The sequence below is a fragment of the Prosthecobacter sp. genome (assembly GCF_020439865.1).
Taxonomy (GTDB): domain Bacteria; phylum Verrucomicrobiota; class Verrucomicrobiia; order Verrucomicrobiales; family Verrucomicrobiaceae; genus Prosthecobacter.
In genome coordinates, this window is sequence record NZ_JAGRPF010000113.1 from 141,879 (window position 1) to 155,215 (window position 13,337).

At 59.5% G+C, this 13,337-nt stretch carries 12 protein-coding genes; 10 read left to right on the forward strand and 2 right to left on the reverse strand.

What is annotated here, in order from left to right; all coding sequences use genetic code 11:
• Positions 1 to 27: 27 nt before the first annotated feature.
• Positions 28 to 987: a TlpA disulfide reductase family protein gene (locus tag KDL09_RS13490; protein ID WP_294385934.1), complete on the forward strand. Its 960-nt coding sequence runs from the start codon at positions 28 to 30 to the stop codon at positions 985 to 987.
• A 16-nt stretch (positions 988 to 1,003) separates the two neighbouring features.
• Here the strand turns inward: KDL09_RS13490 and KDL09_RS13495 are convergent, their stop codons facing one another.
• Complete coding sequence (locus KDL09_RS13495; protein WP_345781089.1) at positions 1,004 to 1,957, reverse strand: threonine dehydratase; 954 nt, start codon at positions 1,955 to 1,957, stop codon at positions 1,004 to 1,006.
• A 163-nt stretch (positions 1,958 to 2,120) separates the two neighbouring features.
• Here KDL09_RS13495 and KDL09_RS13500 point away from each other — a divergent pair, with 163 nt between their 5' ends.
• The 9 genes from KDL09_RS13500 (at position 2,121) to KDL09_RS13540 (ending at position 12,043) form a co-directional block, all read left to right on the forward strand.
• Positions 2,121 to 3,572 (forward strand): Gfo/Idh/MocA family oxidoreductase, encoded by a 1,452-nt coding sequence (locus KDL09_RS13500; RefSeq protein WP_294385940.1) that lies wholly within the window; start codon positions 2,121 to 2,123, stop codon positions 3,570 to 3,572.
• Between the two features lie 118 nt (positions 3,573 to 3,690).
• Positions 3,691 to 4,638, forward strand: coding sequence for an alpha/beta hydrolase (locus tag KDL09_RS13505; protein WP_294385942.1), 948 nt, complete (start codon positions 3,691 to 3,693; stop codon positions 4,636 to 4,638).
• Between the two features lie 25 nt (positions 4,639 to 4,663).
• Positions 4,664 to 5,620 (forward strand): alpha/beta hydrolase, encoded by a 957-nt coding sequence (locus tag KDL09_RS13510; RefSeq protein ID WP_294385944.1) that lies wholly within the window; start codon positions 4,664 to 4,666, stop codon positions 5,618 to 5,620.
• A 28-nt stretch (positions 5,621 to 5,648) separates the two neighbouring features.
• On the forward strand, positions 5,649 to 6,437 hold the full coding sequence (locus KDL09_RS13515; protein ID WP_294385946.1) for a DUF1080 domain-containing protein: 789 nt from the start codon (positions 5,649 to 5,651) through the stop codon (positions 6,435 to 6,437).
• 74 nt (positions 6,438 to 6,511) lie between these two features.
• A complete protein-coding gene (locus KDL09_RS13520) occupies positions 6,512 to 7,843 on the forward strand; it encodes a hypothetical protein (protein WP_294385948.1) in 1,332 nt (443 codons plus the stop codon).
• Positions 7,840 to 9,105 carry a hypothetical protein gene (locus KDL09_RS13525; protein WP_294385949.1) on the forward strand — a complete coding sequence of 422 codons (1,266 nt, stop codon included), beginning with the start codon at positions 7,840 to 7,842 and terminating at the stop codon, positions 9,103 to 9,105. The genes KDL09_RS13520 and KDL09_RS13525 overlap by 4 nt, the downstream gene beginning before the upstream one ends.
• 28 nt (positions 9,106 to 9,133) lie before the next feature.
• Positions 9,134 to 10,339, forward strand: coding sequence for a hypothetical protein (locus tag KDL09_RS13530; protein WP_294385952.1), 1,206 nt, complete (start codon positions 9,134 to 9,136; stop codon positions 10,337 to 10,339).
• 16 nt (positions 10,340 to 10,355) lie between these two features.
• Complete coding sequence (locus KDL09_RS13535; RefSeq protein WP_294385954.1) at positions 10,356 to 11,285, forward strand: glycosyltransferase family 2 protein; 930 nt, start codon at positions 10,356 to 10,358, stop codon at positions 11,283 to 11,285.
• Positions 11,282 to 12,043 carry a WecB/TagA/CpsF family glycosyltransferase gene (locus KDL09_RS13540; protein WP_294385956.1) on the forward strand — a complete coding sequence of 254 codons (762 nt, stop codon included), beginning with the start codon at positions 11,282 to 11,284 and terminating at the stop codon, positions 12,041 to 12,043. The genes KDL09_RS13535 and KDL09_RS13540 overlap by 4 nt, the downstream gene beginning before the upstream one ends.
• Before the next feature lie 46 nt (positions 12,044 to 12,089).
• Here KDL09_RS13540 and KDL09_RS13545 read toward each other — a convergent pair whose 3' ends face one another.
• The gene (locus tag KDL09_RS13545; protein WP_294385959.1) at positions 12,090 to 13,202 is read right to left on the reverse strand and encodes an acyltransferase; all 1,113 of its coding nucleotides are present in this window, start codon (positions 13,200 to 13,202) and stop codon (positions 12,090 to 12,092) included.
• Positions 13,203 to 13,337 lie beyond the last annotated feature (135 nt).

The following is a 13,337-nucleotide window of genomic DNA, read 5'->3' on the forward strand; positions in this document are numbered from 1 at the left end:
TGTTTTGTCCCGTTTAGGTTGATCCCCATGACCCCCCATCGCCTGCATTTCCTCTGGATCACCACATTCGTCCTGACGCTTTCATTGTCTCTGTGTGCCGCCGACGGCGATGCAGAATGGCGGAAGGTGAAAGATGCCATTGAGGGCCTCAGAGACCCTCAGCCGCCGCCTCAGTCCCGGGAGGACGCGCTGGTTATGCTGAAGACGGGGCTGGTCGAATTCGACGCCACCTATGCCGCCGCTCTGAAGGCCGCACCGAGCAATCCCGCCCGCTGGGAGGCGGCCCTGTTTGAGTCTTTGGTGGGCAATGCGCGAGAGATGGCAGGCGTGCCTCCACCCGCGAAGAAAGCCATCAGCCTGGACGACATCCTCGCTGCGGAAGATGCCAATCCCGCGATCAAGGCCCAGGCGAGCATCCTGAACGTCATGACCACCGCTGAGGCTGTCGATGTTTCGGACGACACCGCCCCCGCCTGGATCGCCCGGGCCGAGAAGCACCTGAAGGACTATCCGACCGAACAGGGAAACCCCATCGTTGAGCGCAGGCTCAAGGAGATCAAAACGGCTGTCGAGTTTGTGTCCAAGCCGCTCGACTGGAAGTTTACCGCCATGGACGGCCGGGAGGTGGATCTCGCCAAACTGCGCGGAAAAGTGGTGCTCATCGATTTCTGGGCCACCTGGTGCACCCTTTGCGTGGCGGAACTGCCGCACGTGCTCAAAGTCTATCAGGAACTGCATCCTCAAGGGTTTGAGGTGGTCGGTGTGTCGCTGGATTCCGACAAGGCCGAGGCGGAGGCTTTCTTGAAAGCCAGAGGAGTGGAGTGGCCGCAGTACTTCGACGGTAAAGGCTGGGAGAATGAAATTTCTTCGAAATACGGGATCGAAGCTCTTCCTGTCATGTGGCTGGTGAACAAAAAGGGCATGGTGGTGAACACCAACGCCATGCAGAACATGGAAGCCAAGGTGGCAAAACTGCTCGCGGAGTAGTCCCGCGATCTCCGCGTCAGTGTTGAAGCGCTTCGCGCAGGATGCTCATGCTCGCATTCCCTCCAGTGAGCACGCAGGCGACCCGCCTGTCTTGCCAGGCGTCCCGGTGTTTTTTCAACGCCGCGTAGGCCAGTGCACCGGCGCCCTCGGCGATGTTGTGCGTCGCCTGGATGATCTCACGCATCGCGGCCATGGCCTCGTCGTCGTTTACGGTCACGATCTCGTGCGCATGACACATCACGAGTTCCAGTGCTTCCTTGTTCGGTGTTTTGCATGCCACGCCTTCGGCCACGCGAGTTGTGCTCGACTGTTCGACAAACTGACGTTGTTGGAACGACAGCGCATACGCAGGCGCATGCTCGGACACGACTCCGATGATCTTTGTCTTCAAACCCAGCGCCTCACGTGCCGAGGCAATCCCGCAGAATCCCGAACCGAGCCCGATCGGCACGAAGACCGCGTCCAGATCCGCCACGGAATGAAACAGCTCCAGCGCGTACGTCGCTACGCCGCGCACGAGCCAGGGATGAAACGACGGCACGGCGTGCAGTTGCTCTTTGGCGGCGAGTTCGCGTGAGTACTCGAGCGCTTCCTGGAATTCACGGCCGTGCTCGACGAGTTCGGCTCCGAGCGAGCGCATCGCTGTGTTCTTCTCCGGATTGTTGCCATGCGGCACGACGATCACGGCACGAAGCCCTGTCAGCCTTGCTGCGAACGCGATGGATTGACCATGATTTCCTGTCGTCGCCGCGATCACTCCGCGCACTCCGGGTTCCCGGCGCTTGAGTTCGTCCATGTACACGAGTCCGCCGCGAATCTTGAAGGCGCCCACCGGCGTGTGATTTTCATGCTTCATCCACAGTTCGAGCCCGAGACCGTTTTCGAGCAGCGGCCAGCGATACGTTGGCGTCTCGCGGATGTGAGGACGAATGAGCGCCTTGGCGGCTTCGATTTCACTGAGGGTGGGCAGAGGCTGCATAAGTAGTGAATACCCGAAAAAGAGGAAAAATGTCAAAAGATGCCTGCCATCTCCTCCTCACAGGCCTTTTTCACTTCTGTTCTCTTTTTCGACCAACTCGTCTGGAATTGAACTTCGCAAAGGCAGGCGCTTGGCCCGCGTTATAGCACGCACCATGAGCACGTTCGCCACTTCCCGTCGTCGTTTCCTCGCCACCTCCCTCGCCGGAGCCGTGTCATTGCCCGCGTGGGCTGCGCCGATCGGCGCGAATAGCGATGTGCGTGTCGCCACCATCGGTTTTCGTGGCCGCGGTCGTGGTCACATCAAGGAACTGCTGAAGGTTCCCGGTGTGCGCCTCGTCGCACTTTGCGATGTGGATCAGGATGTGATCGACAAACAGGTGGCCGCTCTCGCGAAAGAAAACATCCAGGTCAAAACCTACCGCGACTTCCGTGAGTGCTGCGCCGACAAGGACATCGACGCCGTAACCATCGCCACGCCGAATCACAGCCACGTGCTCATTGCGCTGACCGCCTTGCAGCACGGCAAACACGTTTATGTCGAAAAGCCTGTCTGCCATAACCTCATCGAGGGCCGCAAGCTCATGGCGGCTGCGACCAAGGCTGCGGAAAAAGGAATCATCGTGCAACACGGCATGCAGCGCCGCTCCGACCTCGGCTGGGCGGCGGCCATGCAGTGGGTGAATGAAGGACACATCGGCAAAAAGAAACTCTCCCATGCGCTCGTGCACGGCATGAGGCTGAGCATCGACAAGGTTGACGCCGCCCAGACGCCGCCCGCCTCGGTGGATTACAAGCTCTGGTCCGCACCGCGCCCCGAACTGCCGATCATGCGCAAGCAGTTCCATTACGACTGGCACTGGCAGTGGCCGTATGGCAACGGCGACATTGGCAATCAGGGGCCGCATCAATACGACGTGGCACGATGGGCGCTCAACGACCCCGCCACGCTGCCGCAGCGCGTGATGAGCCTCGGCCATCGCTGGGGCTATGTGGACGACGGTCAGACCGCGAACTGCCAGCTTGCCTTCCATCCGTATGAGCCAGTGCCGCTGCTTATGGACATGTTTGGCCTGCCGGCGAAAAACATGGACAAGAAAACTGGCGAGCCGCACTCCAAGGGCATCCGCACCGGTAACATCATCCATTGCGAAGGTGGTTACGTGGCCGAATCGAAGGCCTACGACAACGACGGGAAGACCATCACGAAGTTTGAGAACTTCCTCACGGGCCCGGATCACATGAAGAACTTCATCGACTCCGTGCGCGCCGGAAAATACACCAAGGACGTGCTGCACATCCGCCACGGACAGCAGGCGGCGTGTTTGTCGCACCTCGCCAACACCTCCTATCGCCTCGGGAAGGCGATGAAGAATGAGGAGATCAAAGAGCGCCTTCAGGGCGACAAGTTCGGCCAGGAAATGTTTGAGGACATGCTCGCCACGCTCGCGGCGAATCAAATCGACACCAACGTCGATCAGGTCGTTGTCGGTCCATGGCTTGATTTCGATCCGGTGAACGAGGTCTTCACCGGCGAGTTTGCCGCCGAGGCGAACAAGCTGGCGCAGGAGGAATACGCCGCAGGGTTTGAGCTTCCGGAAGTGTGAGTTTTCAGGAGTCCTCCTTCGCAATGATCAAACGTGGTGTTTTTCGCGTTTGAAAATGTCTCTCTCCAACAGATCGCATCAGCGTTGCTGCGTCGAACGCAGCATTTCCAATCCAACCATGAAACTGACCCTCCTCCCGTTCCTTCTCGCCGTCTCCTTGCAGGCGCAGACCGCCGCTCCGGCCGCCAAACCTGCGCCCAAACCCTCGCGCGCTCCCACCATCGCGAACGTGGCCTACGGCACGCATGAGCGTCAGGTGCTCGACTTCTACAAGGCCGAGTCGGACAAGCCGACGCCGCTGCTGTTTTTCATCCACGGCGGCGGCTGGGTCGCGGGAGACAAATCGAAGGTGGGTGAGCTCGAAGCCTGTCTCAAGGCCGGGATCTCCGTGGTCTCCATCAACTACCGTTACTCCTGGCAGGCGCAGCTCGCAGGGGTGATGCCGCCGGTGCAGTGGCCGCTCGAAGATGCGGCACGCGCCCTGCAGTTCGTGCGCAGCAAGGCAGGCGAATGGAACATCGACAAGCAGCGCATCGGCGCCAGCGGCGGTTCTGCCGGCGCATGCAGCAGCCTCTACCTCGCTTTTCATGATGACATGGCTGATCCGAAGAGCAGCGATCCCATCTCCCATGAATCGACACGCCTCTGGTGCGCGGCGGTGAGCGGTGCGCAGACCTCCCTCGACCCGAAACAACTCAAGGAATGGACCCCGAACAGCCGCTACGGCGGCCACGCTTTCGGATTCATGGATCCGAACAACCTTAAGTCACGCGACACCCGCTTCGCCGAGTTTTTGGAGAAGCGCGAGTCGGTACTGAAATGGATCAAGATGTACTCGCCGTACGAGCTCGTCTCGAAAGATGATCCGCCCGTCTATCTCAACTACAGCACCGCACCTGCCATCGGTCAGCCGCAGAAAGACCCGACGCACACCTCGAACTATGGAGTCAAGCTCCAGGAACACTGCCGCGAGATCGGCACACACTGCGAACTGAACTACCCCGGCGCACCGGATGTGAAGCACAAGTCGATCTCTGAGTTTTTGATCGAGACTTTGAAAAAGTAGAACGCAATCCAATCCGAACCAAACCATGAAACTCGTCCTCTCCCTCTTCCTGCTCACAGGCTTTGCCTTTGCCGCGGACACGCCGGCTAAGAAAGCCGAAGCTCCCGCCAAAAAGGCTCCGGCCAAGAAGGTTTATCCAAAGAATCCGCCGAAAACAGTCGCGGACTTCAAGTATGGGCCGCATGAGCGGAATGTGCTCGATTTCTGGCAGGCGAAGTCGGACAAGCCGACGCCGCTGCTGTTTTTCATCCACGGCGGCGGCTGGATGGCCGGTGACAAGGCGGGAATTTCGGTGGAGCCGTTTTTGAAGGAGGGCATCTCCGTCGTCTCGATCAACTATCGCTACATCTCGCAGTCGCAAAACGTGGTGCCGCCGGTGAAGGCGCCGCTGACTGATGCGGCGCTCGCATTGCAGACCGTGCGCAGCAAGGCGGCGGAGTGGAACATCGACAAGACGCGCATCGGCGCGAGCGGTGGCTCCGCGGGCGCGTGCAGCAGCCTGTGGCTGGCCTTCCACGATGACATGGCCGATCCGAAAAGCAGCGATCCCATCGCGCGTGAATCGACGCGTCTCTTCTGCGCTGCAGTGAACGGGCCGCAGACCACGCTCGATCCCAAGCAGATGCGCGAGTGGACGCCGAACAGCAAGTACGGCGGTCATGCGTTTAGTAAGAATGGCGAGTTCAAGAATTTCGACGACTTCGTGGCTGCGCGTGAGCGCATCCTGCCGTGGATCAAGGAGTACTCGCCCTACGCGCTGGTCACCTCCGACGATCCGCCGGTTTACTGTTCCTTCAGCGCTCCTCCCGCCATTGGCCAGGAGCAGAAGGATCCCACGCACACGGCGAACTTCGGTGTGAAACTGCAGGAGCACTGCAAAGAAAACGGCGTGAGCTGCGAAGTGTATTATCCCGGTGCCACAGACACGAAATACAAGAGCACGACCGAGTATCTCATCGCGAAGCTCAAGGAAGCGAAGTGATCCCTGTCATCTTTTACCGACACACACCATGAAACTCAGCACACTCACCCTCGGCGGCCTTGCGCTCGTCATATCCCTCACTGCCTGTGACAAAGCCGCCAAACCGGCTGCGTCCACGCCTGCCGCATCAGCTCCGGCGGCGACGCCTGCATCCGCATTCCGTCCGATCTTCAACGGCAAGGACCTCACCGGCTGGTACGGTCTGAACCCGCATTCGGTGGTGAAGCTTGAAGGCGAGAAGAAGGCCGAGGCGCTGAAGAAGATGCGCGACGAGTTCGCCACGAACTGGAAGGTCGAAAACGGCGAACTGGTCAATGACGGTCATGGTCCCTATGCGACCACGGAGGAGGAGTTCGGAGACATCGAGTTTCTCATCGAATACAAGACCGTCGCCGGTGCCGACAGCGGCATCTACCTGCGTGGCACGCCACAGGTGCAGATCTGGGACAAGACGCAGGTCTTTGACCCGGCCAAGCCCACGCGTCGTCCGCATCTCGGTTCCGGTGGTCTGTTCAACAACACGCCGGACACGCCAGGACGCGATCCTCTCGTGGTGGCGGACAAGCCCTTTGGCGAGTGGAACAGCTTCCGCATCCGCCAGATCGGTGCACGCACCTGGGTGTGGCTTAACGACCAGCTCGTCGTCGATGGCAATGTGATGGAGAACTACTGGGACAAAGCGCAGCCGCTGCCTGCCAAAGGCCCGATCATGCTGCAAACGCACGGTGGCGAAATCCGCTGGCGCAACCTGAAGGTGCGCGAGATTGGCGCGGACGAGGCAAAGAAGATCCTCGCCGGCGCCGACGCGAAGAAGTAACGGGGACTCAATCTGTCGCAGAGCCGCAGCAGGAATGCCTGCTGCGGCTCTTTTGTTGGCGAGGCACAAAAAGATTGCGCGGCCCGGGTATTTTCGGCTTTGATGGGGATTGCAGGGATTCTCGTTCAAGCCTTTCCCTAATTTCGACTATGACGCCGCCCAACAGTCTTATCGAAAAAGTCTTCTTCTGGGGGAGTCTGTCGCCGTATGTGCTCTACTTCATCGGTCTGGGGCCGGTCGCACCGTTGCTGCTGGCGTGGCCGCTGATTGTGCTGGCGTTTTTCACGTGGCTGCGTGACGGCATCCGACCGCCGTTGCTTGCAGTGGTGTGGTGTCTGAGCTGCACGGGCATTTTGGTGGAGGAACTGCTGTCTCTCTACATGCACGGGCTGGGGTTCAAACATATCCCGTGGTGGTTTCTGACCTATGCGCTGGGGGCCTTTTTGCCGCTGGTGGGCGGATTGATTCGCCCGGCGGTCATTGCCTCGGCTGCCACGCTGCTCGGTGTGCAGACGCTGATCTACTGCCTCGTCGCGTTCGTGCTGACCGGTGCTCAAATCCTGCCACTCATCGAGTACAAGGCGCTGATCCCCAGTTCTCTCTTTGGCAACAAAGAGCTGTTCAGCGTGCATTTCCTCGCACCAGCCTATCGCATCGACCAAGAGTGGAGGCTGGTGGCTTTCACGCCCTATGCACCGTTCGCCGGAGCGATGGCGATCATGTTTCTCATGCTCACTTTGGTGGTCAAGAATTCGCTTCTGAAGTGGATCGGTGTCATCGGCTGGGTGCTTCTGCTGGTCTGCACCTATTCACGCATGGGCATGCTGGCCAGTTTCACCTGCGTCATGATCTATGTGATCGTTGGTTTTGGGCGGCGCTACTTTTTTCTCGCCACGGGGGCGGGCATTCTGGCGGTGGCCGCCCTGACCGGACCTCTGCTGAACTTCAGTGAGAAGGCGGCGTCAGCCGTGCACTCGGCGCGGCTCAATTCTTCGCAGGACCGCGAGAACCTGCGCGCGATCGCTTTTGAAAACTGGCTGTATGGTGATCGTGCGGTGCTGGGGGCGGGAGAAACTGTTCCCGGCAGCCAGATCGTCAATCAGGTGTACATCGGCGATCTCGACTCGCTGGGGGCAATGCTGTTTTTACGTGGTGCGGTGGGTTTCTGCTTCACGGTAGCGCCCATTTTGTTCACCTGGGTGTTTGGCATGAGCGGAGGTACGCATCCGTACTATCGTGGTGTTCTGTGCATTGCCACGGCGCTGATGTTTTATTCATACTCCCAGTCGCTCAAGGACCTGTTCGTGTACTTCTGGCCAATTTTTGTTTTCATCGGCGCGGTGGCGTTTCGTGACCGTGATCGTGTTTCCTCTCCTGTTTTGCAACCCGCGCTCCTCACCCCATGAAATTGATTCGTCTCACCATCATTCTCACCGTCTGGCTCGCGCTGGGCCTGGTCGGCGGCTGGGTGGCCTACCAGCAGATTACGGGCAAATACGTCAGCGAAGGCGAGGTGGCGCTCATCAGCGAGACGCTGTCCTCCACCGGACTGGCGCAGTTTGCGCGAGTTTCGCTCATGGGCAGCGTGGACCGCGAGCTGGCGGCGCAGACATTCCAGTCTTTGCGCGTACGTGAGCGTGCGGCCAAGACTGTCGGCGGTATCACCGCCACGCAAATCGCCGACGATCTGAATGTGAAGACACGCGACACCTCGGCCATCATTTCCATCAAGATGGCGGCTGACTCGCCGAAGCGCGCGGCGGCCATTGCCGATGCGTTGATCGACGAGGCCATCCGTGTGGACGCCGAAAAGCGTGAGACTACGGCGCGCAACGCACTGGAGGCGCTGAGCACGCGTCTGGTGGAGGTGCGCAAGGAGCTGGACGACGTGAACGCCCGCATTCTTCAGTTCAACATCGACAAAGGCATCATGATCAGCGACGAAAACGAACGTCAGCAGGCGATCACAATGGCCATCGCCGATTCTGAGCGGCGGCTGGCGGAACTGCAGGTGGAGCAGAACGCTCTCAAAAGCCGTCTCCAGCAGGCGGCGGATCTGATCGCCGCATTCAACAGCAAGGGGGAGCTGCCCAGCGGCTTTGAGTTTGATGATCAGGAGCGCAACTACACGCTCTCCGAGGCACGTCGCAAGCTCCTGGACCAGGAGTCACAGCTCGCATCGTTGAAGAGCCGCTACGGCTCGGAGAATCCAAATACCCAGGCGGCGCAGGCGGAGGTGGAAACCACCAAGCGCGCCATCTCGGACACGCTCGCCATGCAGCGTGTGCGCCTCGCTTCGCGGCTGAAGGACAATGAGGAGGCGGTGAAGTACTTTCAGGCGAAACTTGCCGCCACTGAGGAAAATGCGCGCAAGACGGACATCTCGCTCGATCCTGTTTATGTGGGGCTCAAGTCACAGCGTGACGCCCTGCAGGGCTCGTTGAGCCAGCTTTCCACGCGCTTCACCGAGCTGTCCGTCTATGCGGCGGCAAGGCCGGTGACGATGCAGCGCTTTTCCGACCCCTACGTGCCGGAGGGGCGTTCGAAACTGAAGATCGTGAGCGCTCTTGCTGTCGGCCTGTTTGTAGGCGGTTTCTTTGGCCTGATGCATTGTGTGCTAAGTGCCGGTCTGGTCTCCAAACTTCAAACCTATGTGGCGGGCAGGTAAGACAAGTCTCCTTGCATGGAGCGTGACCATGGTGGTGCTCGTCATCACCGTGTCGGTCATCTGGTTCGCGCCAAAAAGCTGGCTGGCGCAGGCGCGTGCGGAGATCAGTCCGCTGGATGTCGCACCCACGGGCATGGCCGGTTTTGTGCGCGTGGACTTCGCCTATGGCAACCGCATGCTGCCTCAGGAGATGGTGGCGCGCATGACCAGCAGCGGCACGCTGCGCCGTGCGCTTCAAAAACTCGGCTGGCCGGATGACGAGGCGGGCATGGACAAGGCGGCGGATTCGGTGATGGCGCATCTTGTGCCGGGCAGCACCGTCATCGAAGTACTGGCGCGCAGTGACAAGCGCGACGACGCCCTGGCCTTGGTGGCGGCAGTCCTGGAGGTGCAGGATGACATCCGCCGCGAAATGCGCGGCGACCTTGCACAGCAGTTGCTCGGAGTGCTGGACAAGGCCGCGGCTGATCTGGGCAGAGAGCGCCATGAGCTCGCAGAAAAACTGGTGAAGATGGATGTGCATCTGCCGGTCGATTACTCGGCCTTTGTCATTAAGATGGAATCGACGCTCGCCGACATCACCGAGCAGCGCATGCGGCTGGCCGGCATCCTGCGCCGGATCGAAACACTGACGGGTGAAGGCAGGGAGACTGCCAGAGGCAGTGTCGAGGAGGAACTCTTCGCCACCAACGCCGGTTACGCCAACCTGCGTGCTCGTCTGGGAGCCAAGCAGGCTCAGATGGCCCGCGTCACGACCACCCAGGGGACAAGCAGCAAGGACTATGAGCAGACAGCTTCCGAGGTGCGGGCGCTGGAGGACGAACTGAGGCAGTTTGTCTCCGGCGCGGCGGCCCAGTATCGTTCGCAGATGCAGGCGTTGGATCAATCTGCGGAGGAGATCGAAAGACGTATGAAGACACGGGAAGAGGCACTCTCTGCTGCGCGTGCCACGCTGCTTTCGCCGGAATATGAGTCCCTGCAGCTGCGCGCGGAGATGATCCGGGAGCAGCTCAAGCAGATCGCATTGCGCCGGGCTGAGATTCAGACCTACCAGCAGCTTCATCAAACGGCGCTGCGAGTGGTGGTGCCGCCTGAAGTCGGAGCCGCACCGGAGGACCGCTTTCGTGGAGCACGCGTCGTTTTTGCCGTGTTTGGGGCTCTGTTTATCGGTCTGTCCCTGACCACCATTCTTCACCACCGTTCCGCACCGCCGCCTGGGGAGGCTTTCATCTGAAACCTACTTCTTCCTTATGGACACCCCGCTCGTTTCAGTCGTCATTCCCTGCTACAACATGGAACCGTATCTGGCGCAGACGCTGGATTCGGTGATCGGTCAGACCTACAAGAACCTGGAGATCATCGTCGTCGATGATGGTTCGAAGGACGGCACCACCGATGTGGCGCGTGACTATGAAAAGCGTGATCCGCGGGTGAAGCTGCTCGTGCAGGCCAACAAGGGCGCGTCTGCAGCGCGCAATCACGGTCTGGACCATGCCAAAGGAAAATACATCGCCCTTACCGACGGTGATGACTGGTGGGCGCCAGCCAAGATCGAAAAGCACGTCGCGCACCTGGAGAATGATCCCGGCGTCGGCTGCAGCTACTCCGCCACGCAGTTCGTCTCGCTCGACGGCAGGCTGCTGCACTGTCGCTTTCCGAAGACCCAAAACCTTAGCGACTATTACCTCTACTGCCGCAATCCGATCACGAACGGCTCAACCCCCGTGTTCCGTCGCGAAGTCTTCGACGAGCATCGCTTTGACGAAGACAAGCCGCGCAACAACGACGTGGACTGCTGGCTGCGCATCTGTTTCACGCCGCCGCGGAAATGGAAGCTCGAAGGCATCAACGAGGCGCTCACGTTTTATCGGGTCACTCCCGGCAGTCTGTCTGACAAGCTGGACAAGCACTACGACGCCTGCCTGCACACCTGGCGGAAGTCGTATCAGTACGCGCCCGACATCGCAAAGAAGTTTGCGAAACTGGCGGAGGCCTTTCAGTTGCGGAACTATGCGCGCCGCGCCTTTTCCATGCGCCAGGCCGCCGACTGCCGCCGCTTCATGTGGCAGGCCATGAAGACCGACATGCGCATGTTTCTCTATGAGCCGCTAATGACCGCCGCCACCCTCGCCGCCGCGCTGCTCGTTCCCCTTGTTCCCGGAGGAAAGAAAAAGTCATGAAGCACCGGCTGCCCACCCTCACCATTCTCGACATCCCAATCGTGTGTGCGACGGAGGCGGAGGCGATCGCGGAGATCCAGTATCTGACGGAGCTGGGAGGGCAGGCGCTGGTGATCTATGTGAACGCGCACACGCTGGAACTGACGACGGAGGATCCCGAATATCGCAAGATCGTGCAGGAGGCTGCGATCGTGATGAACGACGGCATCGGTGTGTCCTTGGCGGCGAAGATCGTGGGCGGGCGGTCGTTTCCGGCGAATCTGAACGGCACTGACCTGACGCCGTTGATCCTGAAAATGGCGGCGGAGCAGGGCTGGCGTGTCTTTTTGCTGGGAGGCGTGCCCGGCGTGGCGGAGAAGGCGGCTGCGAAGTTTGTCGCGGACAATCCCACGTTGGAGATCAGCGGGACGCACGCGGGGTTCTTCAAAGAGGAGGAATTGGACAACTTGTTGCAGAGGATTCGCGATGCGCGGACAGACGTGCTGATCGTTGGCATGGGCAATCCGGTGCAGGAGCGCTGGCTGGCGTGCAATCAGGCGCGGGCAGGTGCGAGACTGGGAGTTGGTGTCGGGGCGTTTCTTGATTTCTCGGCGGGCATGTTTCCACGTGCACCGTTGTGGGTGCAGAAGATCAAGCTCGAGTGGCTCTACCGCATGTCACGTGAGCCGAGACGTTTGTGGAAGCGCTATCTGATCGAAGGGCCTTTGTTTTTGATTCACGTCGTTCAGGACGCGGTCAAGCAGCGCCGGGCCAGATGAGCGGCATAAGAAGAATGCATCAAGTTTTTGTGTGCCGGCTTGGTCTCTAGCTGGAAAATCTTTTCTTCAGCCTGAGAAAGAACGACTCGTAGTAATTGAAGCTCAACCAAGCCGCAGTGAAGGCGATTCCTGAGGCCAGTGCGAACAAAGTGAGCGAATTGTTGATATGCAGTTTGGACAGGATTTTGGCGGCAAGATTCATGCACAGCATGTGCATCAAGTACATACCATAGCTCACTTTGCCAATTGCTTGGGCTGGTCCGAATTTCAACAGGGCGGACAGGCTATTGTCCTCGCGAATGACGCACGACGTCACCAGCCCCGCCATGGCCATGGCGATGGGGATTTCATGCAGTTCCGGCAAAGCTGCCAGCACGAGAACGGCCCCCGCCCATGCCAGGCTCGCGTATCTGGGGTAGGCGAATTTTGAGGCGATGCGGAAGCCGGCCGGGGAATGGAGCAGGTGGGCTGCAAGCACCCCCAGACAGATCGGTGTGGAGATACTGTCCAGAACTGTGAGCGGAAATGAATTCGTCCCCAGTGCGCTGTTCAAAAGTCCTGATGAAGCGGCGATGCTCGTCGCCACCAAGACGCACATGGCGACCACTGCCAGGCTACGCCCCTTGAACGCCTTTTCGATAAAGGGCCAGAACAGGTAAAACTGTTCTTCAGTGGCAAGAGACCACGCGAAGTAGAAAATGACACGACCGTCCAGCTGGACAAACCAGTTCGAAGTGTAGCTCGCAAAATAGGGCAGGTTGTCATAAAATTGCTTCCCGGCACTCGTGTGGCGGTCGAGCACCCAGACCGCGGTCACATAAACGAGCAGTACCGAGTAGTAGAGCGGGAATATGCGCAGCGAGCGCCGCATGTAGAACCGACGCAGCGAGAACTCGCCGTGCTCCCGCAATTCGCGGAGAATGAGCGTGGTGATCAGGAAACCGCTGATGGCAAAAAACAGGCTGACACCCAGATGACCTCGATCCAACAGGCCGGTTCTGTCCGTATGTCCGTGATGCCGCCAGGCATGATGCCAGACAACTGCGAGAATGCTCAAGCAGCGGAGTCCGTCGAGAGAACCAAAAAAACGAACTTCCAGAAACCTTTGATGATTCACATCGGTGAAACCGTTCGGCGGAGGAGAAGGGGACGCGCCCATGTCCGAACACTAGCGTTTCAAGCTCTCCAACCAAATGAAATAACAAGCATTTGCCCAGTCAGTTTATTTATGGTGATTAAGCCTGCTGCGCGGAATAAGTGAACGAGCGCGGAACAGCCCGGCGAGCGCCAATGG